General features: G+C 69.2%; 30 protein-coding genes. 10 read left to right on the top strand and 20 right to left on the bottom strand.

Annotation, left to right across the window (positions count from 1 at the left end):
* Window positions 1–82 precede the first annotated feature (82 nt).
* The 6 genes from AC1RVY_RS05825 to AC1RVY_RS05800 all read right to left on the bottom strand — a co-directional run bounded on the left by AC1RVY_RS05825 (window position 83) and on the right by AC1RVY_RS05800 (window position 4,819).
* Window positions 83–1,252, bottom strand: coding sequence for a DSD1 family PLP-dependent enzyme (locus AC1RVY_RS05825; protein ID WP_218293113.1), 1,170 nt, complete (start codon window positions 1,250–1,252; stop codon window positions 83–85).
* Window positions 1,236–1,874 carry a histidine phosphatase family protein gene (locus AC1RVY_RS05820; protein WP_218340554.1) on the bottom strand — a complete coding sequence of 213 codons (639 nt, stop codon included), beginning with the start codon at window positions 1,872–1,874 and terminating at the stop codon, window positions 1,236–1,238. The genes AC1RVY_RS05825 and AC1RVY_RS05820 overlap by 17 nt, the downstream gene beginning before the upstream one ends.
* A gap of 60 nt (window positions 1,875–1,934) precedes the next feature.
* Window positions 1,935–2,546 (bottom strand): DUF4136 domain-containing protein, encoded by a 612-nt coding sequence (locus AC1RVY_RS05815; RefSeq protein WP_369641318.1) that lies wholly within the window; start codon window positions 2,544–2,546, stop codon window positions 1,935–1,937.
* Between the two features lie 63 nt (window positions 2,547–2,609).
* On the bottom strand, window positions 2,610–3,548 hold the full coding sequence (ttcA, locus tag AC1RVY_RS05810) for a tRNA 2-thiocytidine(32) synthetase TtcA (protein WP_218340614.1): 939 nt from the start codon (window positions 3,546–3,548) through the stop codon (window positions 2,610–2,612).
* Between the two features lie 84 nt (window positions 3,549–3,632).
* A complete protein-coding gene (locus tag AC1RVY_RS05805; protein ID WP_218293118.1) occupies window positions 3,633–4,004 on the bottom strand; it encodes a dihydroneopterin aldolase in 372 nt (123 codons plus the stop codon).
* Window positions 4,005–4,033: 29 nt separating this feature from the next.
* The gene (locus AC1RVY_RS05800; protein WP_492805726.1) at window positions 4,034–4,819 is read right to left on the bottom strand and encodes an SDR family oxidoreductase; all 786 of its coding nucleotides are present in this window, start codon (window positions 4,817–4,819) and stop codon (window positions 4,034–4,036) included.
* Window positions 4,820–4,834: 15 nt separating this feature from the next.
* Between AC1RVY_RS05800 and AC1RVY_RS05795 the strand changes: the two genes are divergently transcribed.
* On the top strand, window positions 4,835–5,953 hold the full coding sequence (locus tag AC1RVY_RS05795; protein ID WP_492805725.1) for a class I SAM-dependent methyltransferase: 1,119 nt from the start codon (window positions 4,835–4,837) through the stop codon (window positions 5,951–5,953).
* On the opposite strand, the gene eutC is transcribed toward AC1RVY_RS05795, so the two are convergent.
* Window positions 5,954–6,769 carry an ethanolamine ammonia-lyase subunit EutC gene (eutC, locus tag AC1RVY_RS05790; RefSeq protein ID WP_492805724.1) on the bottom strand — a complete coding sequence of 272 codons (816 nt, stop codon included), beginning with the start codon at window positions 6,767–6,769 and terminating at the stop codon, window positions 5,954–5,956. It abuts the gene before it with no gap.
* Window positions 6,766–8,160 carry an ethanolamine ammonia-lyase subunit EutB gene (locus AC1RVY_RS05785; protein WP_492805722.1) on the bottom strand — a complete coding sequence of 465 codons (1,395 nt, stop codon included), beginning with the start codon at window positions 8,158–8,160 and terminating at the stop codon, window positions 6,766–6,768. Before AC1RVY_RS05785 ends, eutC begins: the two co-directional genes overlap by 4 nt.
* Before the next feature lie 196 nt (window positions 8,161–8,356).
* Between AC1RVY_RS05785 and AC1RVY_RS05780 the strand changes: the two genes are divergently transcribed.
* The 5 genes from AC1RVY_RS05780 (at window position 8,357) to AC1RVY_RS05760 (ending at window position 12,620) form a co-directional block, all read left to right on the top strand.
* Window positions 8,357–9,277, top strand: a complete 921-nt coding sequence (locus AC1RVY_RS05780) for a TauD/TfdA dioxygenase family protein (protein WP_218340549.1) — start codon at window positions 8,357–8,359, stop codon at window positions 9,275–9,277.
* 86 nt (window positions 9,278–9,363) lie between these two features.
* On the top strand, window positions 9,364–10,416 hold the full coding sequence (locus tag AC1RVY_RS05775) for an ABC transporter substrate-binding protein (protein WP_492805720.1): 1,053 nt from the start codon (window positions 9,364–9,366) through the stop codon (window positions 10,414–10,416).
* A 13-nt stretch (window positions 10,417–10,429) separates the two neighbouring features.
* Window positions 10,430–11,449 (top strand): ABC transporter ATP-binding protein, encoded by a 1,020-nt coding sequence (locus tag AC1RVY_RS05770; protein WP_492805718.1) that lies wholly within the window; start codon window positions 10,430–10,432, stop codon window positions 11,447–11,449.
* Window positions 11,446–12,321 (top strand): ABC transporter permease, encoded by an 876-nt coding sequence (locus AC1RVY_RS05765; protein ID WP_492805716.1) that lies wholly within the window; start codon window positions 11,446–11,448, stop codon window positions 12,319–12,321. The genes AC1RVY_RS05770 and AC1RVY_RS05765 overlap by 4 nt, the downstream gene beginning before the upstream one ends.
* Window positions 12,322–12,425: 104 nt before the next feature.
* Window positions 12,426–12,620, top strand: a complete 195-nt coding sequence (locus tag AC1RVY_RS05760; protein WP_056164478.1) for a DUF2905 domain-containing protein — start codon at window positions 12,426–12,428, stop codon at window positions 12,618–12,620.
* Between the two features lie 51 nt (window positions 12,621–12,671).
* On the opposite strand, the gene otsA is transcribed toward AC1RVY_RS05760, so the two are convergent.
* The 3 genes from otsA to otsB are packed head-to-tail and all read right to left on the bottom strand — an operon-like array spanning window position 12,672 to window position 16,639.
* Entirely contained in the window at window positions 12,672–14,051 is a 1,380-nt protein-coding gene (gene otsA / locus AC1RVY_RS05755) for an alpha,alpha-trehalose-phosphate synthase (UDP-forming) (protein ID WP_218293127.1), read from the bottom strand.
* A gap of 48 nt (window positions 14,052–14,099) precedes the next feature.
* Window positions 14,100–15,905: a glycoside hydrolase family 15 protein gene (locus tag AC1RVY_RS05750; protein WP_218340545.1), complete on the bottom strand. Its 1,806-nt coding sequence runs from the start codon at window positions 15,903–15,905 to the stop codon at window positions 14,100–14,102.
* The gene (otsB, locus tag AC1RVY_RS05745) at window positions 15,902–16,639 is read right to left on the bottom strand and encodes a trehalose-phosphatase (protein ID WP_369641323.1); all 738 of its coding nucleotides are present in this window, start codon (window positions 16,637–16,639) and stop codon (window positions 15,902–15,904) included. The genes AC1RVY_RS05750 and otsB overlap by 4 nt, the downstream gene beginning before the upstream one ends.
* Before the next feature lie 206 nt (window positions 16,640–16,845).
* Here otsB and trxC point away from each other — a divergent pair, with 206 nt between their 5' ends.
* Entirely contained in the window at window positions 16,846–17,283 is a 438-nt protein-coding gene (gene trxC, locus AC1RVY_RS05740) for a thioredoxin TrxC (RefSeq protein WP_218293130.1), read from the top strand.
* A gap of 14 nt (window positions 17,284–17,297) precedes the next feature.
* Here trxC and AC1RVY_RS05735 read toward each other — a convergent pair whose 3' ends face one another.
* Genes AC1RVY_RS05735 through AC1RVY_RS05720 form a run of 4 tightly spaced genes read right to left on the bottom strand, consistent with a single transcriptional unit; the run spans window position 17,298 to window position 19,676 of the window.
* Complete coding sequence (locus AC1RVY_RS05735; protein ID WP_218340544.1) at window positions 17,298–17,771, bottom strand: DoxX family protein; 474 nt, start codon at window positions 17,769–17,771, stop codon at window positions 17,298–17,300.
* 9 nt (window positions 17,772–17,780) lie between these two features.
* Window positions 17,781–18,548: an HvfC/BufC N-terminal domain-containing protein gene (locus AC1RVY_RS05730; RefSeq protein ID WP_492805713.1), complete on the bottom strand. Its 768-nt coding sequence runs from the start codon at window positions 18,546–18,548 to the stop codon at window positions 17,781–17,783.
* Window positions 18,539–19,384 carry an MNIO family bufferin maturase gene (gene bufB, locus AC1RVY_RS05725; RefSeq protein WP_492805711.1) on the bottom strand — a complete coding sequence of 282 codons (846 nt, stop codon included), beginning with the start codon at window positions 19,382–19,384 and terminating at the stop codon, window positions 18,539–18,541. The genes AC1RVY_RS05730 and bufB overlap by 10 nt, the downstream gene beginning before the upstream one ends.
* A 4-nt stretch (window positions 19,385–19,388) precedes the next feature.
* A complete protein-coding gene (locus tag AC1RVY_RS05720) occupies window positions 19,389–19,676 on the bottom strand; it encodes a BufA1 family periplasmic bufferin-type metallophore (protein WP_492805709.1) in 288 nt (95 codons plus the stop codon).
* A 207-nt stretch (window positions 19,677–19,883) separates the two neighbouring features.
* Here AC1RVY_RS05720 and AC1RVY_RS05715 point away from each other — a divergent pair, with 207 nt between their 5' ends.
* Together AC1RVY_RS05715 and AC1RVY_RS05710 are read left to right on the top strand one after the other, a co-directional pair.
* Window positions 19,884–20,528: a sigma-70 family RNA polymerase sigma factor gene (locus AC1RVY_RS05715; RefSeq protein WP_218340541.1), complete on the top strand. Its 645-nt coding sequence runs from the start codon at window positions 19,884–19,886 to the stop codon at window positions 20,526–20,528.
* Window positions 20,515–21,156 (top strand): NrsF family protein, encoded by a 642-nt coding sequence (locus AC1RVY_RS05710; RefSeq protein ID WP_492805707.1) that lies wholly within the window; start codon window positions 20,515–20,517, stop codon window positions 21,154–21,156. Before AC1RVY_RS05715 ends, AC1RVY_RS05710 begins: the two co-directional genes overlap by 14 nt.
* A gap of 35 nt (window positions 21,157–21,191) precedes the next feature.
* Here the strand turns inward: AC1RVY_RS05710 and AC1RVY_RS05705 are convergent, their stop codons facing one another.
* Both AC1RVY_RS05705 and AC1RVY_RS05700 read right to left on the bottom strand, forming a co-directional pair.
* Window positions 21,192–21,650, bottom strand: a complete 459-nt coding sequence (locus AC1RVY_RS05705; RefSeq protein WP_218293137.1) for a GNAT family N-acetyltransferase — start codon at window positions 21,648–21,650, stop codon at window positions 21,192–21,194.
* Window positions 21,651–21,784: 134 nt separating this feature from the next.
* On the bottom strand, window positions 21,785–23,038 hold the full coding sequence (locus AC1RVY_RS05700; RefSeq protein ID WP_492805705.1) for a multifunctional CCA addition/repair protein: 1,254 nt from the start codon (window positions 23,036–23,038) through the stop codon (window positions 21,785–21,787).
* A gap of 46 nt (window positions 23,039–23,084) precedes the next feature.
* Here AC1RVY_RS05700 and AC1RVY_RS05695 point away from each other — a divergent pair, with 46 nt between their 5' ends.
* Window positions 23,085–23,540 (top strand): hypothetical protein, encoded by a 456-nt coding sequence (locus AC1RVY_RS05695; protein WP_492805703.1) that lies wholly within the window; start codon window positions 23,085–23,087, stop codon window positions 23,538–23,540.
* Between the two features lie 24 nt (window positions 23,541–23,564).
* Here AC1RVY_RS05695 and AC1RVY_RS05690 read toward each other — a convergent pair whose 3' ends face one another.
* The 3 genes from AC1RVY_RS05690 to AC1RVY_RS05680 all read right to left on the bottom strand — a co-directional run bounded on the left by AC1RVY_RS05690 (window position 23,565) and on the right by AC1RVY_RS05680 (window position 25,285).
* A complete protein-coding gene (locus AC1RVY_RS05690; protein WP_492805701.1) occupies window positions 23,565–23,873 on the bottom strand; it encodes an NIPSNAP family protein in 309 nt (102 codons plus the stop codon).
* 8 nt (window positions 23,874–23,881) lie between these two features.
* Window positions 23,882–24,574, bottom strand: coding sequence for a glutathione S-transferase family protein (locus AC1RVY_RS05685; protein ID WP_492805699.1), 693 nt, complete (start codon window positions 24,572–24,574; stop codon window positions 23,882–23,884).
* A 138-nt stretch (window positions 24,575–24,712) separates the two neighbouring features.
* Window positions 24,713–25,285, bottom strand: coding sequence for a 5-formyltetrahydrofolate cyclo-ligase (locus tag AC1RVY_RS05680; RefSeq protein ID WP_218293142.1), 573 nt, complete (start codon window positions 25,283–25,285; stop codon window positions 24,713–24,715).
* Window positions 25,286–25,295 lie beyond the last annotated feature (10 nt).

The raw sequence follows: 25,295 nt of genomic DNA, 5'->3' as shown, positions 1-25,295 counted from the left end.
ATTCCCTCGGTGCTGCGCATTGCGGTGCGAGCTGGCTGGCGCGGCCCGGTGCGGCGCTCATGCCGCAGCATTCTTGCCCCAATCAGGTCAATGCGCCTCTGGCATCAACCCTGATGATGCGCTCGACCACGCCCGCGGCCAGGCCGCCGCGCACCCCGGTCATGAAGTCGTGCAGGTTCACCGTGGGGTCGCAGTGCCCCGGGATGAGCCACAGCATGCGGCCCAGCGCGGGGAGGCGGGCCTTGGGGCCATCGGCGTGGAGCACGCCGTGTTCGTCGCCTCCATTGGAAAAGCGCAGCGCGCGGTCCGGGGGCAGCAGGGCCACGGTGGGCAGGCCGGAGTCGATGGCGTGGCTCTTGTGGCCCGCGTCGCACACCGCATGGGTGTCGCGCACCGATACCACCTGGGTCTTGATGAAAAGCGCGTGCTCGAACGGGGGCTGCGCGGGTTCGCGTTCGTTGCGCGCGTAGTCGGCGTCCATGAACAGGAAGGATCCCGCCTGAAGCTCGCCGAACACCCCGCTGGCCGCCTCGTGCACCAGCGTGCCGGTGCCCGAGCCCGTGACCAGCGGCACGGGCACGCCGGCGGCCTCGATCAGCTGGCGCGTGTGTTCCGCGGCGCGCACCACGGCGGCGATGGCCTCCCTGCGGCCCACCGTGCTGGCCAGGTGCTGGGCACGTCCGTGGTAGGCCTGCAGCCCCGCAAAACGCAGGCGGGGGCTGCGCGCCACGGCCAGTGCCAGCGGCACGGCGGCCTCGCCCGGCGGCACGCCGCAGCGGCCCTGGCCGACGTCGATCTCGACCAGCACGTCGATGCCCGCGTCGCTGCCGGATTGCGCCATCGCCTCGTTCAGGCGTTCGATGCCCTCCAGGTGATCCACCGCCAGGCCCAGGCGGCCCCCCCGTGCCGCCAGCAGGGCCGCCAGCCGTGCCACGCGGTGCAGCTTGGGCATGGCGATGACCTGGTTGGTGATGGTGATGTCGTCCACGCCGCCCGCCGCCAGGGCCTCGGCCTCGGCGACCTTCTGCACGCACGCCCCCTGGGCGCCCGCGCGCTGCAGCTGCAGCGCAAGTTCGGCGCTCTTGTGCAGCTTGGCATGGGGGCGCCAGCGCACCTGGTGCTTGCGCGCGAAGTCGGCCATCCGCTGGATGTTGCGGTCCATGGCGTCCAGGTCGATGACGAGGGAAGGGGTATCGATCAGGTCCACCCGCAGGCCGACGGTGGCCTGGAGGGCGTCAGGAATGGGTTTCATCGCGCGCTGCGTTGTCCAGGTGCTGGGTGTCGGCCCAACCCACGAGGGTCAGGCCATCCGGGGTCCACAGCAGCCGGTTGATGGCCGCGTTGGAGAGTTGCCAGGTGCGCGGCGCCTGGATGTCCTGGCGGGTGGCCAGGCGGTACAGCACGTCCAGCACACCGCCGTGCGCCACCATCACCACCTGCTCGCCCACATGCTGCTGGGCCAGGGCCGTCACGGTGCGCTCGATGCGCTCGCGCAGCGCCACCAGCGATTCGCCGCCCTCGGGCGTGTAGTGCGGATCGCGCTTGCGCCAGCGCAGGGCATCTTCGGGCAGCTCGGCCTCGATCTGCGCGAAGGTGCGCCCCTGGAAATGCCCGAAACTGCGCTCGCGCAGGCCGGGCTCCGCCGTGAGGGGCGCACCGGTGGCGCGGGCCACGGCCTGGGCCGTGGCGTGGGCGCGCTGCAGGTCGCTGGTATAGATGGCGGCGATCGGCTCGCCCGCCAGGGCGCGGGCGACCTGGTCGGCCTGCCACAGGCCGGTGTCGTTGAGGGGGATGTCCAGGTGGCCCTGGATGCGGGTGTCCACATTCCAGGCGGTTTCGCCGTGGCGGATGGCGACGATGCGGGTGGCGTGCATGCAGGTGGCGGTGTGTGTGGGCGGGCGGGCGGAAACGAAACAGTGGTTGGTGAGCGTTCTTCAGGGCGCGGGCGGCGCCAGCGGCAGCCGCACCTGGCGTACCCCGCCGGGCGGCTTGGGGAATCCGTTGAGCGCGGCATCGAACAGCACGCCATAGACGGCAGGGTCGCTCACCCACACGTCCTCGTGCACGGCGGAGGTCTCGTACACCACGGCCTGCGTGGCCGCGTCGCGCAGCACGATGCTGACCGCGCGGCGGTGCAGGGGCGTGGGTTCGCTGAACCGCCAGGCGCCCTGCATGCCCCAGCCCCGGCCGTACCAGCCGCCAAAACCCCAGGGATAGGGGCCGTAGGGGCCGTACGGACGGAAGGGGTCGTGGCGCGGCACGGCGTCGGCGTGGGCGCCGATCTGCACGAGCAGCCGGGGGGCGGTCTCGTCGCGCTGCAGGCCCGCGCGCGCCAGCGCCTGGTCAGCCAGGGTGGCGATCGGGTCGAACGACGGCGTCTGTTGCGATGGCAGGCGCTCGATGCGGTAGGTGGCGGGCGTGGGCAGGGCCGCCAGGGTGGAAAAGCTCTGCACCTGGCCCTCGACGATCCGGGGGGCGCTGCTGCAGCCCATCAGGGCGGCCGCGGCCGCATGCAGGAACAGGGTGGAAATCCATCGGCGCGTCATGGTGAAGCCTCCTGGGCGGAAGGAAAAGGGATTCCCGTCAGAGTGCTGCGGCACCCGGGAGGTTCACGACAGCTGGACCACCTGCACACCCGGCAGCGAGGGCGACGGCGCCGAGAACTCCTCCTTGTCGAAGGCCTTGTCGCCGTCCTCGTTCGCCACGCCCGTGGCCTTGGCATTCTTGAAGTCGTACAGGCCGCCGTCGAGCAGGTGCGAGGGCACCACGTTCTGCAGGGCGTTGAACATGTTCTCCACGCGGCCGGGGAATTTTTTCTCCCACTCGCGCAGCATCTCGCCCACCTGCTTGCGCTGCAGGTTCTCCTGGCTGCCGCACAGGTTGCAGGGGATGATGGGGAAGTCGCGGTGCGCGGCCCAGCGGGCGGTGTCCTTCTCGGCCACGTAGGCCAGCGGGCGGATCACCACGTGCCTGCCATCGTCGCTCACCAGCTTGGGGGGCATGCTCTTCATCTTGCCGCCAAAGAACATGTTGAGCAGCAGGGTCTGCAGGATGTCGTCGCGGTGGTGGCCCAGCGCGATCTTGGTGCAGCCCAGCTCGTCGGCCACGCGGTACAGGATGCCCCGGCGCAGGCGGCTGCACAGGCTGCAGGTGGTCTTGCCCTCGGGGATCAGGCGCTTGACGATGCTGTACGTGTCCTCGTTCTCGATGTGGAACGGCACGCCGGTGCTCCGGAGGTACTCGGGCAGCACGTGCTCGGGAAAGCCGGGCTGCTTCTGGTCGAGGTTGACGGCCACCAGGTCGAAATGGATGGGCGCCCGCGCCTTGAGCTTGAGCAGGATGTCGAGCAGGGCATAGCTGTCCTTGCCGCCGGACATGCAGACCATCACCTTGTCGCCTTCCTCGATCATGTTGAAGTCGACGATGGCCTTGCCGACCTCGCGGCACAGGCGCTTCTCGAGCTTGTGGGTTTCGCGCTCGATCTTCAGTCGTGCCGGAGCGCCGGCCTCTGGCACCGCGGGCGCGGCGGCCTCGGGCACGTCCGCCATGGCCCAGGTGGAACCCGGCCGGGTCTGGGCACCGGGGTGAGTTGCTGTCGTCATCGTCATCGTTGCTGCGCTCATGGGGTCACCTCACCACTGTCCTGTCTCTACGCGAATCGCCACTTCGCAGTCATCAAAAATCTCCAGCTTGGCGATCTTCACGCGCACGCCCAGCACGCCGGGCAGCTGCATGAGGCGGTGGGCCAGCTTGCCGATCAGGCTCTCGAGCAGGTTCACATGTTCGGCCCGGCATTCGTCGATGATGATCTGGCGCACCTTGCGGTAGTCCAGTACATGCAGGATGTCGTCGTCGCGCGGCGTGAGCGGCTGCACGCCCAGGCTCAGCTCGGCATCCACCTGGATGGGCTGCGGCGTCGTCTTCTCATGCGACAGGATGCCCAGGTTGGCGTCAAAGCGCAGTCCGGTGAGCGTGAGGATCTGGGTGCCAGCGGCGTTGTTCATGGATGGATGCTTTCTGCGTGAGCATGTGCTCACATCATGGAGAAGTCGCGCTCGAACTTCATCAGGTGCTGGCCGCCGTCGACCAGCAGCGTGGTGCCGGTGATCGAGCGGTTCTCCAGCGCGAATTTCACGGTCGCGGCCACGTCCTCGGCCGTGGACGATCGGCCCAGCGGGCTCAGCGCATGCAGCTGCTGGAACTTTTCCTGCGCCAGCATGTGGCTCGTGATCGTGAGGCCGGGCGCCACGCCGACCACGCGCACCCGCGGTGCCAGGGCCAGCGCCAGCATGGTGCCGGCGGCTTCGAGCGCCGCCTTGGACAGCGTGTAGCTCACGAAGTCGGGGTTCTGGTTCCAGAGCTTCTGGTCCAGCAGGTTGACCACGGCGCCCTGCGCGTCGGCCTCGCCCTTGGCAACGCGGTCGGCCACGTGCTGGTGCAGCGTCTGGGCCAGCAGCACGGGGGCGGCGGTGTTGCTGCGCAGGTGCTTTTCGAGCGCGGCAAAGCCAAAGGTGGCGGCGTTGTCGTGCTCGAACAGCGAGGCGCTGTTGACCACCGCATCCACGCCGCCAAAGTGCGCCACCACGCGGGGCAGCAGGCCACGCACGGCGGCCTCGTCCTCGAAATCAGCGTCAAAATGGGCGCTGGCGCTTGTCAGTTGTGCGCAAGCAGCTACGGTATCGATAGCATCCTGCTTGGATGAACGGTAGTGCACCGCCACCTGCCAGCCCCCCGCCGCCAGGGCCAGCGCAATGCTGCGGCCCAGGCGCTTGGCGGCGCCTGTGACCAGAACGGTGCGTGCGGGGGCGGGGTGAGACATGTGGGGTGGGAGACAATGCGGGCCGTGACCCAAAGACCCGACAGTTTAACGACCGCCCTGCACCAGCACATTGCCCAGGCCATTGCCGCCGAGGGTGGATGGCTGGGTTTTGACCGCTTCATGGCGCTGGCCCTGTACACCCCGGGCCTGGGCTATTACGCCAACGATTCCACCAAGTTCGGCGCCATGCCCGAGTCCGGCAGCGACTTCGTCACCGCACCTGAGATGACCCCGCTGTTCGGCCAGGCGCTGGCCGTGCAGGTGGGCGAGGCCCTGGCGCAGACTGGTACCTCCGAGGTGTGGGAGTTTGGCGCGGGCTCAGGCGCGCTGGCGCTGCAACTGCTGGATGCCCTGGGCGACCAGGTGCGGCGCTACACCATCGTCGATCTGTCGGGCAGCCTGCGGGCCCGCCAGCAGGCCAAGCTGGTGGCGCATGCCGACAAGCTGCGCTGGGTGGATGCACTGCCCGACCAATTCAGCGGCGTGGTGGTGGGCAACGAAGTGCTCGATGCCATGCCCGTGCAGCTGCTCGCCCGCCACGGTGGCCAGCAGAATGGGGCGTGGCACGAGCGCGGCGTGGTGGTGCAGGCTGACGGCAGCTTTGCCTGGGCCGACCACCCCACCGGCCTGCGCCCGCCCGTCGACATCGACGGCCCGCAGGACTACCTGACCGAGATCCACGCCCAGGGCGAGGGCTTCATCCGCACGCTGGCCGACCGGCTCACGCGCGGCGCGGCCTTCCTGCTGGACTACGGTTTTGGCGAGAGCGAGTACTACCACCCCCAGCGCCACATGGGCACGGTGATGTGCCACCAGGGCCACCAGGCCGATGGCGACCCGTTGGTGGAAGTGGGGCGCAAGGACATCACCGCCCATGTCAACTTCACCGCCATGGCCCTGGCCGCGCAGGAGGCCGGGTTGAACGTGCTGGGCTACACCACGCAGGCGCACTTCCTCATCAACTGCGGGTTGCTGCAAGAAATGGAGCAACTACCGCAAGCACAGCGGGCGATAGCGGCCAAATTGATCATGGAGCATGAAATGGGCGAGCTGTTCAAGGTGCTGGCCCTCGGCGCGGGCGAGGCGTGGGAGCCCGTGGGGTTCGTGCACGGGGACCGGTCGCACCGGCTGTAGTCAGGCCGTGGCGGGCCCGCCGGGCAACACCTTGCCTGTCGCGCTCCCCACCACCACGCCATCACTGCGGTCCTTCAGGCCCACGCCCGTCAGGGCCAGGCGCCGGGCCTCCTGGCACAGCCACCACAGGCGTGCTGCGGCAGCCGACGGCGCCAGCCCCTCGGCCCGCACGTTGGAGATGCAATTGCGCTCGGCATCGCTGCGGCCCACCTGCGGGTGCCAGGTGAGGTAGATGCCCAGGCTGTCGGGCGAGCTCAGGCCCGGGCGTTCGCCGATCAGCACCGCCACCAGGCGTGCGCCCAGCAGCGCGCCCACCTCGTCGCCCAGCGCCACGCGGCCCTGGGTGGCGACGACCACCGGGCCGATCCGCCAGCCCTGCGGCGCGGTGCGCACGATGGTTTCCACAAGGGGCACGGCGTTGCGCTCGACGGCCACGGACGAGAGCCCGTCGGCCACGACCACAAGCAGGTCGCAGCGTGTGTGGCCGTCTCCCAGACCGCGCAGCCGCTCCGCATCCGCATCGCCAAGCCGTCGGCCGAGGTCGGGCCGCAGCAGGTAGGTGGCGCGGTCGGGCGCGGCGCTGGCGACCTGCATTGTGCTGCAGCCCAACTCCCTGAGTTGCGCCGCCAACGCGTCCGCGTCGAGCTGCAGGTGCACGGCATCGCGCGCCTGGGCGTGGGCCAGGCCAAAGCTGAGCAACTCGCGCGTGGGGACGGCCGTGCCCGCGCGGCCCAGCGCCAGCCGCGCTGCGGTGTGTGCTCGCAGATCGTCCCAGGGGTCGGGCAGAGGGCCGGTGAGAGGGGCTGACTCGCTCATCTCTGCATCCCGATCTGCCGCAGGTGCGCGATGGCCGCATGCTGCTGCGCGGCGGGCAGCAGCCGGCCCGTGCCATCGGCCAGGTGCATGCGCTGCAGCCAGGCCTCGAACTCGGGCGCGCGTTTCAAACCCAGCACCTCGCGCAGGTACAGCGCGTCGTGGAAGGAAGTGCTCTGGTAGTTGAGCATGATGTCGTCGGCCCCCGGCACGCCCATGATGAAGGTCAGTCCCGCCACGCCCAGCAGCGTCATCAGCGTGTCCATGTCGTCCGAATCGGCCTCGGCATGGTTGGTGTAGCAGACGTCGCAGCCCAGCGGCACGCCCAGCAGCTTGCCGCAGAAATGGTCTTCCAGGCCGGCGCGGATGATCTGCTTGCCGTCGTACAGGTACTCTGGCCCGATGAAGCCGACCACCGTGTTGGTGAGCAGCGGCGAGAACGCACGCGCTACGCCGTAGGCCCGGGCCTCGCAGGTCTGCTGGTCCACGCCATGGTGGGCGTTGGCCGACAGCGCGCTGCCCTGGCCGGTCTCGAAATACATCACGTTGTTGCCCAGCGTGCCGCGCTTCAGGGACAGGGCGGCCTCGCGCGCCTCGTGCAACAAGGCCAGGTTCACGCCGAAGCCGGCGTTGGCTTTTTCGGTGCCGGCGATGGACTGGAACACCAGGTCCACCGGCGCGCCCTGCTCGATCATCTGCACCGTGTTCGTCACGTGCGTGAGCACACACGACTGCGTGGGGATCTGCAGCTTGGTGATGACTTCGTCCAGCATGTGCACCAGCCCCGTGAGGGCTGCAATGCTGTCCGTGGCCGGGTTGATGCCGATCACCGCGTCGCCCGCGCCGTACAGCAGGCCATCGACCATCGACGCCGCGATGCCGCGCAGGTCGTCCGTGGGGTGGTTGGGCTGCAGGCGCACGGCCAGGTGGCCGGGCAGACCGAGGGTGTTGCGAAAGCGCGTGACCACGCGGCACTTGCGCGCCACGGCGATCAGGTCCTGGTTGCGCATGAGCTTGCTCACGGCGGCCGCCATCTCGGGCGTCAGGCCCGGTGCCACGGCGGTCAGGGTGGCCGTGTCAGCTGCCAATAGCCAGTCGCGCAACCCGCCCACAGTGAGGTGGGCGATGGGCGCAAAAGCCGCCGCGTCGTGCGTGTCGATGATGAGGCGCGTGACCTCATCGACCTCGTAAGGCACCAGCGCCTCGTTCAGGAAGCGCGCCAGCGGCACGTCGGCCAGGCACATGCGCGCCGCCATGCGCTCCACCGCCGAGCCGGCCGCGATGCCAGCCAGTGTGTCGCCCGAGCGTGCGGGCGTGGCCTTGGCCATCACCTCGCGCAGGTCGCAGAACGACCAGCGCTGGCCGCTGACGGTGTGGTGGTAGGTCGCAGGCATCGGCAAGGATGGAAGTGGGCCCGGTGGCGATGATGGCATGTGCGTGCCGCAGAGCGCCATAGCGGGTGGGAGCCACAGGGCACGTTAGCTGTTTTGGTTGTTAACAACTGAGAAAACCTTCGTTCCCTGAATAAGCAACGCGGCCTAGAGTGCAGACCTCGGGGGCACGCCTGTCCCCATTCCCCACGAGGCTCCCATGTCGGCTGTTCCGTCATTCCCGTCCCTTTCCGCCACCGATGGCGACGCGCCACCGCAAGGTCTGGTGATCCGCACTGTGGCGGGCTCTGCCGGCCCGCTGGGGGCCGAGGTGCTGGGCCTGGACCTGTCGCGCCCGCTGGGCCGCGAGGACTTCGCGCGCATCCACCGCGCGCACCTGGACCACCATGTGCTGGTGTTCCGCGACCAGCGCATCACGCCGCAGCAGCACATCGACTTCAGCCGCCTGTTCGGGCCGCTGCAGATCCACGTGCTCAAGAACTTCCAGCTCGCGGACCACCCCGAGATCCTGATCGTCTCCAACATCAAGGACGCTGCGGGCCAGCCCATCGGCCTGGGCGATGCGGGCCACTACTGGCATTCGGACCTGTCGTACAAGGACAAGCCCAGCCTGGGCTCGCTGCTGCACGCGCAGGAGCTGCCGGGCGAAGGCGGCGACACCCTGTTCGCCGACCAGCATGCCGCCTACGATGCGCTGCCCGAAGCGTTGAAGGCGCGCATCGCGCCGCTCCAGGCCGAGCACAGCTACCTGGCCAAGTACGAAGAGCTGCGCGCCAGGAGCCCCTGGCGCCCGAAGCTCACCCAGGCGCAGATCGCCGAGGTGGCGCCCTCCATCCACCCCGTGGTGCGCACCCACCCCGAGACGGGCCGCAAGGCCCTGTTCGTGAGCGAGCACTTCACCACCCGCATCGTCGGCCTGCCCGAGGACGAAAGCCAGGCCCTGCTGGCCGAGCTGTTCGCCGCCAGCGTGCGCCCCGAATTCACCTACCGCCACCCGTGGCAGCCGCACGACCTGGTGTTCTGGGACAACCGGTCTGTCATGCACCTGGCGGCGGGCACGCCAGACACCGAACGCCGCAAGCTGTACAGAACCACGATCGAAGGCGACCTGCCTTTCTGAGTTTGCTCTGTTTTTGATAGCTTTCAGCGCTTGTTGGATAAGCGCTGGGGCCATATTTTGTTTGATTTTTGATTTGAAGGACTTCCATGACCACCTCCACCCACCACCGTTGTGACCGCCGAAGCCTCGGCCGCAGGACCGCCGCGTGGCTCGCTGCCACGGGCCTGCTGCTGGCCGGTGGGTTGAGCGCCACGGCCCATGCAGCCGAAGGGCAATTGCGCATCGCACAGCAGTTCGGCATCGTCTACCTGCTGCTCAACGTGGCGCAGGAGAACAAGCTCATCGAGAAGCATGGCAAGGCCGCGGGCGTGGACATCAAGGTCGAGTTCCTGCAGCTGTCGGGCGGTTCGGCCGTCAACGATGCGCTGCTGTCGGGCAACATCGACATCGCCGGTGCCGGCGTGGGCCCGCTGTTCACGCTGTGGGACCGCACCAAGGGCCGCCAGAACGTCAAGGGCGTGGCCTCGCTGGGCAACTTCCCCTACTACCTGGTGAGCAACAACCCGGCCGTGAAGACCATTGCCGACTTCACCGAGAAGGATCGCATCGCGCTGCCGGCCGTCGGTGTCTCGGTGCAGTCGCGCGTGCTGCAGATGGCCTCGGCCAGGCTCTGGGGCGACAAGGAGTTCAACCGCCTGGACAAGAACCAGGTGGCGCTGCCGCACCCTGACGCGGCGGCCGCTATCATCAAGGGCGGCACCGAGATCACCGGCCACTTCGGCAACCCGCCCTTCCAGGAGCAGGAGCTGGCCGGCAACCCGAAGGCGAAGATCGTCCTCAACTCGTACGACGTGCTGGGCGGCCCGGCATCGGCCACCGTGCTCTACGCCACCGAGAAATTCCGCGCCGAGAGCCCCAAGACCTACAAGGCCTTCGTCGATGCGCTCGACGAGGCCGCGAAGTTCGTCGCCGCCAACCCCGAGAAGGCGGCCGACATCTACCTCAAGGTGTCGGGCGGCAATACCGACCGGGGCCTGCTGCTCAAGATCATCCAGAACCCCGAGGTGCAGTTCAAGGTGCGTCCCGAGAACACGCTGGGCATGGGCCAGTTCCTGCACCGCGTGGGTGCCATCAAGAACCAGCCGGCCGCGCTCAAGGACTATTTCTTCGAAGACGCGCACACGGCGTCGGGCAACTGAGAGAGTCTCGGGCATGAGCGAGCACACCCTCCGCATGGGCCCCTTTTCGCCGCCGCTGCAGAGCGAACGCAATGCGCTGGAGGACGAGGCGCAGGCACTGGGCTGGGCCATGGGCGAGGGCCGTGCCTCCGCCGCGCCCACCCGCCCCAACGCCGCCTTGCTGCAGGTGCAGGGCGTGAGCATCGACTACCGCACGCGCGAGCGCGTGGTGCGCGCCACGCACCGCGTGGGCTTCGACGTGTTTGCGGGCGACCGCTTCGTGCTGCTCGGTGCCTCGGGCTGCGGCAAGTCCACCTTGCTCAAGTCGATTGCCGGCTTCATCGCGCCCAGCGAGGGCCAGATCCTGCTGGATGGCCGCGCCGTCACGCGGCCCGGGCCCGACCGCGTGGTGGTGTTCCAGGAGTTCGACCAGCTGCCGCCGTGGAAGACCGTGCGCGAGAACGTGATGTTCCCGCTGCTGGCCTCGCGCAGCGTGGGCCGCAAGGAGGCGGCCGAGCGCGCGGCGCTGTACATCGACAAGGTGGGCCTGTCGAAATTCGCCGACGTGCACCCGCACCAGCTCTCGGGCGGCATGAAGCAGCGCGTGGCCATTGCGCGCGCGCTGGCCATGCAGCCCCAGGTGCTGCTGATGGACGAACCCTTTGCCGCGCTCGACGCCCTCACGCGCCGGCGCATGCAGGAAGAACTGCTCTCGCTGTGGGACGAGTTCCGCTTCACGCTGATCTTCGTCACGCACTCCATCGAAGAGGCACTGGTGGTGGGCAACCGCATCGCCATCCTCTCGCCGCATCCGGGGCGGCTGCGCGCCGAGGTCAACAGCCACCAGTTCGGGCTGCACAGCCTGGGCGGTACCGAGTTCCAGGCCACGGCCCAGCGCATCCACCGGCTGCTGTTCGACGAACCCGCCGCCGGTGCCGTGCCAGGATCGGTGCAGGCCGATGCCGAAGCCCTGGCGCCCGGCCGCCGTGGTGGTGTGCCGCTCATCCCCCCACAGCGGCCTGCGGGTTCGCTGCCCTTCCAGATTTCCGTATGAGCGCCTCCCTGCTGACCCCTCCCGTGCGCCCCGAGTTCGAGCGCAGCCTGGAGCCGCTGGGCGGCATTGCGCCCGTGCAGCCGCTGCCGCTGGCCGCGCGCATCTGGCAGCAGGCCTGGGTGCGCAAGCTCGTGATCCTGGCGGTGCTGGCCGTGCTGTGGGAGGTGGTGGCGCGCTGGCAGGACAACGACCTGCTGCTGGCCACCTTCCTGCAGACCGCCAAGGCGCTGGTCGAGGGCCTGGCGTCGGGCGAGCTGATCGGCAAGACGGCGATCTCGCTGTCGGTGCTGCTCAAGGGCTACCTCGCGGGCATCCTCGGGGCCTTCGTGCTCACCACGCTGGCCGTGTCCACCCAGTTCGGGCGCGACCTGCTGTCCACGCTGACCTCCATGTTCAACCCCTTGCCGGCCATCGCGCTGCTGCCGCTGGCGCTGCTGTGGTTCGGCCTGGGGCAGGGCAGCCTGGTGTTCGTGCTCATCCACTCGGTGCTGTGGCCGCTGGCGCTCAACACCTATGCGGGTTTCCAGTCCGTGCCCGAGACGCTGCGCATGGCGGGCCGAAACTACGGCCTGACCGGCATCCGCTATGTGCTGCAGATTTTGGTGCCGGCCGCGCTGCCCTCCATCCTGTCGGGCCTGAAGATCGGCTGGGCCTTTGCCTGGCGCACGCTGATCGCGGCCGAGCTGGTGTTCGGCGCGTCGTCGGGCAAGGGCGGCCTGGGCTGGTACATCTTTCAGAACCGCAACGAGCTCTACACCGACAAGGTGTTCGCGGGCCTGGTGCTGGTGATCCTGATCGGCCTGGCGGTGGAGAGCCTGGGTTTCCACACGCTGGAACGGTTGACGGTGCGGCGCTGGGGCGTGCAGCGCTGAAGGGGTCGGCGCCAGCCCGGCGCTCGTGGCGCGGGATGCCGTGAGGGCACGCCGCATGCCCGCGCCGTGGGGGGCGACCGGGCCTGCAGCCCTACACTGTGGGCATGATCCGCTGGCTTCTCGTCATCTTCCTGGCTCTGATGTTGCTGAGCTGGCTGTCGCCCCTGCTCAGGCGCATGGGGTTTGGCCGCCTGCCCGGCGACCTGCGCTTTCGCTGGCTGGGCCGGGACTGGGACGTGCCCTTGGCGTCGACGCTGCTCCTGAGCTTTGTGGTGAGCCTGCTCACGAAGTTGCTCTGACCCCCTGCGGCACGCGCACCGGGGCAGAATGTGCCGCCGCGCGTGGCGGCTTCAGTCGCCTGCCGCCTGGAGCGCCTGCAGGAACGACCTGCGCCACCAGTGCACGTCATGTTCGCGGATGCGGGCCATGAGCTTTTGGTGGCGAGCCTGGCGCTCGGCCAGCGGCATCTGCAGCGCCTGCTGGATGGTGTCGGCCATGCCCTGGGTGTCGTAGGGGTTCACCAGCAGCGCTTCCTTGAGCTGCTCGGCCGCTCCCGCGAAGCGGGACAGCACCAGCACCCCCGGGTCGTCCGGGTCTTGCGCCACCACGTATTCCTTGGCCACCAGGTTCATGCCGTCGCGCAGCGGCGTGACCAGGCCCACGGCGGCGGCGCGGCACAGGCCCGGCACCCGCTTGCGCGCCACCATGCGGTGGATGTAGCGCACCGGCATCCAGTCCAGCTCGCCATAGTCGCCGTTCACCGCGCCGCACAGCCCCTCCAGCTCCTGGCGCAGGTCGGCATAGGCATGCACGTCGTCGCGCGAGGGCGAGGCGATCATGATCATGGTGGCGCTGTTGCGGTTCTCGGGGTAGCGGTCGAGCAGTTCCCGGTAGGCGCGCACGCGGTGCGGTATGCCCTTGGAGTAGTCCAGCCGGTCGATGCCCAGCAGCAGGCGCCGGCGCGAGTACTCGTCGCGCATGTTCTCGTAGGTTTCCACCGCGTCGGGGGCCTGCGTGAGGCGCGTGAACTCGTCCACGTCGATGCCGATGGGAAAGGCCTTGACGTGCACCGTGGCGCCAAAGGCGCGCAGGCGCTGGGCATCCACCTCCTCGGCACTGCCTTCGTTGCGCACGTAGCGCGTGAAGTGCGACACGTCGGCTTCGCTCTGCAGGCCCACGAGGTCGTAGGCGAACAGCGAGCGCATCAGCCATTCGTGCTGCGGGATGGCCGCCATGATGAGCGGCGGCGGCATGGGGATGTGCAGGAAGAAGCCGATGCGCTGCCTGCAGCCCATGGCACGCAGCTCGGCGGCCAGCGGAATCAGGTGGTAGTCGTGCACCCAGATGATGTCGTCGTCGCGCAGCAGGGGCAGCAGCTTGCGCGCGAACATCTGGTTCACGCGCCGGTACCCCGCGATGTAGCGGGTGTTGAAGTCCGCCAGGTCCAGCCGGTAGTGGAACACCGGCCAGAGCACGCTGTTGCTGTAGCCGTGGTAGTACGTGTCATGGTCTTCGCGGCACAGGTCCACGGTGGCGAGCGTCACGGGGCCCGCCTGGCGGGTCTGGAGCTCGCCTTCGCCGGGCGTGCCCGCCTCCGCGATGTTGCCGCTCCAGCCAAACCACAGGCCGCCCGTGCGGTTGAGGGTGTCGCCCAGTGCCACTGCCAGACCTCCGGCTGCGGGTTTGCGGGGGTCTGCGATGCGGTTGGATACGACGACGAGGCGGCTCATTCCCCGATCATCGGCGGGGTTGGGGGGCGCCGCCTGTCGGACACGGCCTCAAATCACGCTGTCCCAGGGCGCGGACAGGCGCACGGCGGCGTTGATCACGCCCACCATCGAATAGGTCTGCGGGAAGTTGCCCCACATCTCGCGCGTTTCGGGGTGCGTGTCTTCGGACAGCAGGCCCAGCGGGTTGCGCGCGGCCAGCATGGTCTCGAAGATGGCGCGGGCCTCGGCCTTGCGGCCGATGCGCGCCAGCGCGTCGATGCGCCAGAAGGTGCAGATGTTGAAGGCGGTCTCGGGCTTGCCGAAATCGTCGGCCGCCTCGTAGCGGCGCATGTAGGGGCCGTCGCACAGGCTCTTTTCCATGGCCTCCACGGTGCTCACGAAGCGCGGGTCCCTGGGGTCGATGAGGCCGACCTCGGCCATCAGCAACACGCTGGCATCGAGTTCATGGCCGCCAAAACTCTCGGCGAACGCCTGGCGCGCTTCACACCAGGATTTGTCGAGGATCTCGGCGCGCATGCGGTCCGCATGCTGCTGCCAGTGGCTGGCGCGGTCGGCCAGTTGCAGGGTGGCGGCGATCTTGGCCAGCCGGTCGCAGGCCGCCCAGCTCATCAGCGCGGACGAGGTGTGCACCCGGGCGCGCGTGCGCAGCTCCCACATGCCCGCATCGGGCTGGCCATAGACGCGCACCGCGTTCTCGCCCACCTGTTCCAGTCGCGTGAATTCGGCCAGGCCCGCGCGGTGCAGCAGGCGGTGGTCGTGGAAGGCCTGGGCCGCGCCCAGCACGATGTTGCCGTACACGTCATGCTGGAAATGCTCGGCCGCTTGGTTGCCCACGCGCACGGGGCCCATGCCCCGGTAGCCCGCCAGCTGGGGCACGAGGCTTTCGGGCAGGTCGTGCTCCAGGCCAATGCCGTACAGCGGCTGGATGTGGCCGTCGCCGCCTTCCACCACCACGTTGCTGAGCCAGCGCAGGTAGTCCTCCATGGTGCCGACCTCGGAGATGCTGTTGAGCGCGCGCACCACGAAGAACGCGTCGCGCAGCCAGCAGAAGCGGTAGTCCCAGTTGCGCCCGCTGTGGGCGGATTCGGGGATGCTGGTGGTCATGGCGGCCACGATGGCGCCGGTGTCCTCGTACAGCGAGAGCTTGAGCGTGATGGCCGCGCGGATCACCGCGTCCTGCCACTCCAGCGGCACGGCCAAGGCGCGGGTCCAGTTGCGCCAGTACGAGGTGGTTTCCTGCTCGAACAGGCGGGCGGTGTCGGCGATGCCCTCCACCAGCGTCTCGTCGGCTCCCAGCAGGAAGTTGTGTTCGCGCGTGAGCACGAAGGCCTGGCCCGACAGCACGTGCGAGACCGGCGCATCGGTGGACAGGCGCAGCGTCATGCCCTCGCCTACATAGCGGATGTGGTTGCTGCCGCGCGTGATCCGGGGTTCCGTCTGCCCCCAGTCGTAGCGCACCTTGAGCGCCACGCGGATGCGCGGCGCGCCCTGGATGGGGCGCACCCGGCGTACCAGCGTCATGGGCCGGAAGTAGCGCGAGCGGCTGTAGAAGCGCGGGGCGAAGTCGGTGATCTCGATGCCGTGGCCGGCCTTGTCGAACAGCTGCGTGCGCAGGATCGCGGTGTTGGGCTCGTACCACTGGTGGGCCGAGGCCAGGTCTTCCAGTTCGACGGCGAAGTGGCTGCCCTCATCGCCGGGCTGCAGCAGGGCGTTGAAGACCGGGTCGCCGTCGAACCGGGGCAGGCAGCACCACACCATGCGGGCGTGGTCGTCGATCAGCGCGCTGATGGCGCAGTTGCCAATCATGCCCAGGTTCAAGGACCCGGGCTGGGGTTCGGTGGCTGGCGTGTTCATCGTTCGCGCTCCCAGGTGGTGCGTGCAGAAGACAGCCAGCCGCGCAGCGCGGCGGATGTCATGCAGCGGTGTTGTGCCATGGTCGGCCCCTCGCCGACCTTGATGCCCCATCCCCCCAGCGCCTGCACGGCGGCAAAGCCGGCCTCGTCGGTGACGTCGTCGCCCACGAAGACCGGCGTGCGGCCCGCGAACGGCGGCTGGGTCATGAAGTCGACGATGGCCTGGCCCTTGTGGACGCCACGGGGCTTGACTTCAAAGACACATTTGCCGCGCAGCAGTTCCACGCCGTCCACGTGCTGCATCGCGCGCACCAGGGTGTCGTGGCACAACGCTTCCAGCGGGGGGGCCAGGCGGTAGTGCAGGGCCACGCTGGCGCGCTTGGCCTCCACCAGCAGGCCGGGGTGCCGCGCCGCGAGGTTCCGCGCAGCCTGCAGGACGGGCGCCAGGTCCGGCGGCTCGATGGCGGGGTGGGAGGTGTCGCCCAGGCGGTATTGCGCCCCGTGTTCGCTGGCCAGCGGCAGGCGCAGCGGCGCGAGGAATCCATCGATGTCGGACTCGGGCCGCCCGGTCACGATGGCCAGCGCCCCCCCCAGATGGGCATGCAGGGACGCCAGTGTGGGAACCAGGCCGGAGGCTACGCGCACCGCCTCGGGGCGCGGTGCCAACTCGGTCAGCGTGCCGTCGAAATCGAGAAAAAGCGCATGGGCAGTTGTCAGTAGCGGGAGCAGCTGCATGGGGCACGACCTTAGCAGATGGCGCTAAACCGCCTCCCGTGGAAGGGGGCTTTGGCCGTGGTAATCGTGCGTAACTTCCTGCCACTGGCCGTGCGCGGGTTTGCGCCGGGCGAAGAGTTGCCGGCCGCGGCTTGAAATGCCGCGCCTTGGCCGCACTGTGCAGAAGGAACCGATCCGCTTACCCCTCCACCCACCACGTCCACCGCATGACCGACGCCCTGCACATCGTCTGCCCGCACTGCCACACCACCAACCGCGTGCAAGGCGCCGACCTGGCCAGCGCGCCCGACTGCGGCAAATGCCACCAGCCCCTGTTCGCGGGCGCGCCGCTTGCGCTCGACGCCGACACTTTTGATCGCCATGTGGGCCGAAGCCACATCCCGGTGCTGGTCGATTTCTGGGCGCCGTGGTGCGGGCCATGCCGGCAAATGGCCCCGGCGTTCGCGCAGGCCGCCCGCGAGCTGGAGCCGCGCGTGCGCTTGGCCAAGCTCGACACCGAAGAGCACCAGGCCATCGCGGCGCGCTATGCGATCCGCAGCATTCCGACCATGATCCTCTTCCAGCAGGGGCGCGAGGTGGCGCGCATCTCGGGGGCGCTTGGCGCGGCGGACATCGTGCGCTGGGTGCGGACGGCGGCGGGCTAAAAAAAGCCCACGCGTCAGCGAATTCCGAGCGCCCGGTCGAGAGACACCTTGCCCGCGCCGCGCCCCGCCAGGTACAGCAGCAACCCCGCCCACGACAGGTGCGTGGGCCAGGCATCGGGGTAGACAAACACCTGGATGACCAGCGTCATGCCGAGCAAGGCCAGTGCGGACAGGCGCGTGCACAGGCCCAGCACCAGAAGGACAGGGAACACATGTTCGGCCACGGTGGCCATCTGCGCAGCCAGCTCCGGCGCGATCAGGGGCAGCCGGTACTCCTCGCGGAAGAGCGCATGGGCGCTGTCGGAGAGGGTGAACCAGCCCTCGACCTTGGTGCGCGCCGACCGCCAGAAGATGCCCGCCACCGCCACCCGGTTGACCAGGGCCAGCAGGCCGTGCGGGGTGAGGCGGGCGGCGGCATCGGCCAGCCGTGCCAGCAGCACGCGGGGGCCCTTGGCGGGGGCGGTGGGGAGGTGGGTGGTTGTTGCCATGGGGGCTCCTCAGCCTGTGTGTGAAGGGGGCTGGACCAGGGCGCCCGCGTCCAGCAGGGCGCCCATCAGCGCGGCAAGATCGGTGGCGGGGTCGGTGGCCAGTGCGCAGGTGGCGGCAGCCTCCAGGGGCAGGCCCCCGGCACAGGCGTCCAGCAGGGCCATCCCCGCACGCGATAGGGGGCGCCATGCCACTTCGGCCCGGGGCCGGGTGAGCAGGCCGCCATCACCCACCCAGGCCAGGTGCGTGGGGATGTCCAGGCCATCGCGGTGCCTTTGCCACAGGGCGTAGGCGGGGTGTTCGTCGCACCAGGGCCAGCGCGCTGCGGGGTGCGGCCGCAGCCGCATGCAGGGCAGCGCACCGGGCGCTTGCCGGGCCCACCAGCCACGGTCCACGGCGGTGGCATCCGCCGCCAGGTGGCATTCGGTCCAGCAGCGGTCCAGGCGCGCCACTGCGGGCAGGTAGGGCAGCCCGGCGGCCGGTTCGAACCCGGCCAGAAAACCGCCAAACCCCGCGCCGTAGTCCATCAGCAGCCCGTCACGGGGCGGCCGCGCGCGGGCATACACCCCCGCTGCCGCGCGGAACCAGTCTTCGCCCACCAGATGGCACACCGTGGGGTAGCTGGCCTGCAGGGCGTCGATGCAGCCCTTGAGCACGGTGTTGCGGTACACGGCAAAGCCAGGCTGGGCCTCCAGGGCCGCTGACCACGCGGTGGCCGGGGCACGGCCGGTTCCGAGCAGGGCGGCCGAGAAACCGTCCTGAAATTCGGTCAGCTGCATGCGGCCTTCCCGGCGTGCGCGGCCATGAGTGCGTGGTGGGCCTGGTCGCGCTCGCCCAGCAGTTCACTGAAACAGGGCAGGTTGCCATCGCGCTCGATGAGGGTGGGGATGGGACCTGTGCGCTCGATCACGCGTTGGTACAGCGCCCACACGGCGGGCGCCACCGGGGCGTCGTGGCTGTCGATGAGCAAGGCGTTGCCATGCACCGGGTCGGCGTGGTGGCCCGCCAGGTGGATCTCGGCCACGGCGTGCAGAGGGAATGCGTCGAGGTAGGCCTGCGCGCGCCAGCCCAGGTTGTTCGCGCTGACATGGACGTTGTTCACGTCCAGCAGCAGGCCGCAGCCGGTGCGGCGCACCAGCTCGGCCAGGAATTCGGTTTCGGCCCAGTCGTGGCCGTCGATGTGCAGGTAGTGCGCGGGGTTCTCGATGGCGATGGGCCGCTGCAGCACGTCCTGCGTGCGGGCGATGTTGCCAGCGATGCGGCGCAGCGCCGCGTGCGTGCGGGGAAACGGCAGCAGGTCGGGCAGGTACTGCCCGCGCCAGCGGGACCACGCCAGGTGTTCGGACACCAGGACGGGTTCCACGCGCCGCGCCAGTGCGGCCAGGCGGGCCAGGTGCGCTGTGTCGGGCGGCTCATCGGCAGCGAGCGACAGGGACACGCCATGCAGCGCCACGGGGTGGCGCGCGCGGATGGCTTCCAGCCAGGCCAGGCGCGGGCCGCCGTCGGCCAGGTAGTTCTCGGGGTGCACCTCCCACCACAGGCCGGGGGCGGTGCACCGCAGCGCCTCGTCGTAGTGCGGGGGCTTGAGGCCCAGGCCGGCGGTGGGAAGCGCCATGGCCTCAGGCCTTGGCGGGTGTCAGCGAACCCATGCCCTTGGGCGTCTTGATCGATGCGCAGGTGCCCGTGGGCACGAACTTCCAGGCGTTGCCCTGGTAGTCCATCTTCGAGGTGCCGGCGCAGGTGGTGCCGGGGCCGGCGGCGCAATCGTTCTTTCCGGCCATCGAGACGCCGTAGCACTTCTCCATGGCGGGCTTGGCGCCGTCCATCGGGGCGGTCTGGGCGATGGCGGCGCCAGAGGCCAGGGCGGCAAGGGCCAGGGCGCCGAGGCTGAGGGTGCGTGTGGTCATGGTGGGATCTCCAAGGGTTGAGGGTTGCATCCGACCGGGGCGCTGCACGAAGGTGGATTCCAGCTGCCCGATCTGCGTTGTAATTCGCGCAGTGCGGCGGGCCGGTTACGGCGCTGCGCAAAAAAATGCGGTGGCAGTGCAAGAAAATTTTTTGCGGTGCCTGTAACCCGTTGGCCCCGGCATACGAATTGCCTGCAGGGAGACGCCATGGAGATTGTGGAAGAGCGCCTGCGCGGTTTGCTGCTGCAGGGGCTGGATGCCGATGCAGCCGCTTACCAGCGCTTTCTGAAGGAGCTGAGCGCGCACCTGCGCGCCTTCCTGCGCCGCCGCCTGGCGCAGCGGCCCGATGAGGTGGAGGACCTGGTGCAGGAAACACTGCTGGCGGTGCACAACCAGCGCCACACCTACCGGCCCGAGATGCCGGTGACGGCCTGGGCGCATGCGATTGCGCGCTACAAGCTCATCGACTGGCTGCGTTCGCACGCCGTGAAGGAAGGGCGCAACGACCCGCTGGACGATGCCAGCGAGCTGTTTGCCAGCAGCGACAGCGAGGCCGCCGAAGCCCGGCGCGACCTGGGGCAGCTGCTGCGCACCTTGCCGGACAAGCAGCGCCTGCCGATCGAGTACGTGAAGCTGGAAGGTCTGTCGGTGGTCGAGACGGCGCGCCTCACGGGGCTGTCGGAGTCGGCCGTCAAGGTCGGCGTGCACCGGGGGCTCAAGGCCCTGGCCGCCAGGATCAGGGATATGACTCACGCAAAACAGGGCTTGCGCAAATCGCCCGCCACGGCCGACGGGTCGTTGGCGCGTCCTGATTTGCGCAAGTCCCAGGAGGAATGGCATGAAAACCGATGAATTGATCCACCTGCTGGCCGCTGATGGCGGACCGGTGCGGGCCACCGCGATAGAGCAACGGTTTGCCGTGGCCGCCGCCGTGGGCATCGCCGGTGCCGGGGTGCTGATGCTGGGCCTGTTCGGCCTGCGCCCGGACCTGTCGGCGACCCTGGCGCAGCCCATGTTCTGGGGCAAGCTGGTGTTTGCCGCTGCACTGGCCGCCGCCGGGCTGGCGCTGCTGCGCCGCATGGCCCGGCCGGGCATGGCGGTGCGGCCTGCGGCGCTGCTGCTGGCGGTGCCGCCGCTGCTGCTGTGGGCCCTGGCCTTGCTGGCCCTGTCGCAGGTGACGGCGGCGGAGCGGGTGCCGCTCATCCTGGGCAGCACCTGGCGCACCTGTCCGTTCAATATTGCCGCGCTGTCGGTGCCTGCGCTGGCCGCGGGCTTCTGGGCCCTGAGGGGTGCCGCACCCACGCGCCTGGCCTGGACGGGCGCGGGTGCCGGCCTGCTCGCGGGCGCGCTGGGCGCGCTGGTGTATGCCCTGCATTGCCCCGAGATGGCCGCGCCGTTCCTGGCGGTCTGGTACCTGGCGGGCATGGCCATCCCGACGGCGCTGGGGGCCGTGCTGGGGCCGCGCCTGCTGCGCTGGTAGCCGCTATCGGCGCAGGCCCGGCGGGTGGCCGCCGCTCAGGCCGCCACCCGCCTGTTGTAGGCGCGAAAGACCGTGTCCAGCGTCCACCCCAGCGATTCATACAGCGCCTGCGCGGCGGTGTTGGTGTGCGCCGTGGTCAGGTCCATGCGCACCTTGCCGTGGGCGCGGGCCGTGGCCTCGGCGGCCACCAGCAGGCTGCGCCCGGCGCCCGCCTTGCGCGCCGTGGGGGCCACGAACAGGTCGTACAGCGTGTAGATGGGCGCCGCCTCCACCGAGCAGAACGTGGGGTACAGCTGGCAAAAGCCCACTGCCGCCCGGGACGCGTCCTGCGCCAGCAGGATCACCGACTCTGCGCGCTCCAGCCGCTCCGCAATGAATGCCCGTGCTCCGGCGAGGTCCGGCGCCTGCTCGTAGAACTGCCGGTAGGCATCAAACAGCGGGGCGATGGTGTCGGTATCGGCCGGGGTGGCCAGGCGGATGTGCACAGTGGTCATGGAGGCGTGGAGAGGGCCGCGGGGCGCGAAAATGCGCCCCCGGGGCTGGCAAGAGGCGCACCCCGGAGGGGGTGCGAGCGGACGCGGATTGTAGGCAGGGTTCTGCCCGCGCTGTGGCGGCGTTTTGCGCAGGGTCAGTCAGCGTCGCTGCGGGTGTGTTGCCACCGCGCCACCGCCGCCACCCGCGCCTGGTGGATCAGCGTGCCCACCTGCGGGCCGCTCAGGCCCTTGGCCGCCGCCTGCGCGGCAATGTCGCGCGTGGCCACCGACTGCACGGCACCCAGCACGGCCAGGAGCCGGGGGCGTTGCGGGTAGGCCGATTCCTCGAACCCCAGGCGCCCGCGCGCATCGCATTCGCAGGCCAGCAGGATGTCGGCAAAGCGCGCAGGCTTGCGAATGGCGTCGCAGCGCTCCAGCAACCGCACCAGGGCGGCGGCCGACAGCTCGTTGCTGCGGTGGATGTGGCCGTGCTCGCGGGCCACCACCTCGGCCGTCTCGCGGCAGTCCACGGGCACGCGCAGACGCTCGGCCACGTCCTTGAGCAGCGCGGCGCTGCGCTCCTCGTGCCCGATGTGGCGCGGCAGCACGTCGGCGGGCGTGGTGCCCTTGCCCAGGTCGTGCGCCAGGCAGGCAAAGCGCACCGTCAACGGGGATTGCAGGCGGGCGGCCATGTCCAGCACCATCATCAGGTGCACGCCCGTGTCCACCTCGGGGTGGTACTCCGCCCGCTGGGGCACGCCCCACAGGCGCGCCACCTCGGGCAGCAGCACCTGCAGAGCGCCGCACTCGCGCAGCACCTCGAACATGCGCGACGGCTTTTCTTCCATCAGCCCGCGCGCCAGCTCCTGCCACACGCGCTCGGCCACCAGGTGGTCCGCCTCGCCATGCTGCACCATCTCGCGCATCAGCTGCATCGTCTCGGGCGCCACCGTGAAGTCGGTGAACCGCGCCGCAAACCGCGCCACGCGCAGGATGCGCACCGGGTCTTCGCGAAAGGCATCCGTCACGTGGCGCAGCACCCGCGCCGCGATGTCTCTGGCTCCCAGATAGGGATCAAATAGGCCTGTGGCGTTTGTCCCATCGGCGCTGCTAGCTATCGCATTGATAGTAAGGTCGCGGCGCGACAGGTCTTCTTCCAGTGTTACGTCGGGCGAGCTTTGCACCACAAAACCCCGGTAGCCCCGCCCGCTCTTGCGTTCGGTGCGGGCCAGCGCGTATTCCTCGCGCGTCTCGGGGTGCAGGAACACGGGGAAGTCGCGCCCCACGGGCAGATAGCCCAGCTTCAGCATCTGCTCGGGCGTGGCGCCCACCACCACCCAGTCGTGGTCATGCACGGGCCGGCCCAGCAGCTTGTCGCGGACGGCGCCGCCCACCATGTAGATTTGCATCGGCGTAGTTTAGGCCGGGCCCCCCGGCCGTATATTCCAGCCCACCATGTCCCTATCGTCCGACCTCACCATCGCCCAGCTCAACCCCGACGGCAGCGTGCCCGTACCCGCGGCGCCCGACGCGGCCGCCAACGCGGCCGCCGAAGCCCTGCAGCGCGAGGCGCAGCTCGAAGCCCTGAAAGCCAAGGTGGACGACCTGCAGGAGATCCTGGCCAAGCCGCTCAATGAAATCCTGGCCGACCGCGACAAGTTCAAGGAAGCGATGGCCGCGTGGGATGCCTTTGGCGCGATGTGGATGCTGTCGCAGCGCGCCATGAAGCGCGTGGCGCTGGACCTGGCCGCGCAGCAGGGCGTGAGCGACGAAGAGGTGGTGGCGCGTGCGCTGGCCTATGCCAACCAGGTGCTCAACGCGCAAGAGGAGGACCTGGGCGGCACCGTCGCCCCGGCGCAGTTGGCGCACATCGCGCGGCACAAGCCGTTTTTGCGCAAGCAGTTTCGGTAGCGTGGCCGGGCTGCCCGCGCCCGTTCAGCTGAACACCGGCCTGAAAAAACTCCGCTCGTAGCTCACGATGCAGCCCGTTTCCTCGGCGTAGCGGAACGCCGCCTGGCAGTCCGCGTCCTGCATCGACTGCTGGCGGTACACCTCGTACGCCGCAAGGCTGTCAAAGGTGAACAATGCCAGTGCGATGTTGTTCGCGCCCTCGCTGGGCATGAAATAGCCGTGGTGTTTACCGCCGAATCTCTCGACCAGCGGGATCCACAGTTTTCCGTAGTGCTCGAACTCTTTCAACTTGCTGGTGTTGAGCACGTAGCGCAGGTAGATGGTGACGGCCATGGCGCTGCTCAGCCTTGCGTGTGGCGCAGGCGATAGGGTTCTTCGAAGTCCAGGAAGTCCTTCTCGGCCAGGGCGTCGTCGATCCAGGCCTTCACGCCGGGCAGGGCGCGCACGCGCTGCACGTAGTCGGCGATGTGGGGTGGCACGGGCAGGGCGTAGGTGTGCAGGCGCATGCACACGGGGGCAAAGTAGGCGTCGGCCACTGTGAACTCGCCAAACAGCATGGGGCCGCCATGTTCCTGCAGCAGCGCGCTCCACATGTCCACCAGGCGTTGCACGTCGGCGCGCACGCCGGCCTGGTCGCGCCAGATCAGGGCGCCGGTGTCGGCCAGGTTCGCCTCGATGTTCATGGGGCAGTGGCTGCGCAGGGCGGTGAAGCCGCTGTGCATCTCGGCGCAGATGCTGCGGGCGCGTGCACGGGCCTTGGCATCGGCGGGCCAGAGCTTTTGGGCGGGGTGGGTTTCGGCCACGTATTCGGCAATCGCCAGGGTGTCCCACACCACCAGGTCGCCGTCGACCAGCACGGGCACCTTGCCCGTGGGGTTCACGGCGCCAATCGCGCGCTTGAATTCTGAATTGGCGTCGAAGCTGTCGAAGCGCACGCGCACTTCCTCGAACACGATGCCCGCCTGCTTGAGCAGCACCCAGGGGCGCATGGACCAGGACGAGTAGTTCTTGTTGCCGATATAGAGCTTGAGCATGGGGCACCTGCCGATGGAAATCAGAGAAAAGAAAGCCAGCCCGCCATGCTAGCGGCAGTGGCGCGCGCCAGCGATGCGAAAACGCGGCCTCAATGATGCACGGCACGCATCACGGGCCGTGCCGGCCCTGTTGGCGGGTCAGACCGGCCAGACCACGCCGTTGTCGTTCAGGATGGCATCGAGCGGCAGGTCGAACGCTTCGGGCTCGAAGTCGTCCAGGTAGCCATGGGTGAAGCCCAGGCCCACGGTGAACGGCTTGGGCTGCAGCGTGGCCAGGGTGCGGTCGTAGAAGCCGCCGCCATAGCCCAGCCGGTAGCCGCCCGGCGCGTAGCCCACGCAGGGCACGAAGAGCAGGGTGGGCACGATGACCTCGGTGTCCTTGGGCTTGGGGATGCCGTAGGCGTCTTCCTCCATGGGGCAGCCGGGGTACCAGGCGTGGAAGGTGAGGGTCTTGTGCAGCTTGTTCACCACCGGCAGGCCGATGCGGCGCAGCTGGGGTTCATCGAGCAGCTCGCCGTCTTCCTTCCAGCGGTGCAGGGCGGGCAGGGGGTCGAATTCGCCCTTGATGGGCCAGTAGGCGCCGATCACGGTGTCGGGCCGGTTGACCAGCCAGATGCGCATCACCTGCTGTAACAGGTCGGCCCGCTGTAGGCGGTCGGGCAGGTTGAGGCGTTCTTCTATCAACGCGCGCCGAAGGGCTGCTTTGTCCATCAGATAATTC

It is taken from the genome of Acidovorax sp. GW821-FHT11A03, assembly GCF_058809075.1.
This window is presented reverse-complemented; position numbering and strand designations above follow the sequence as displayed.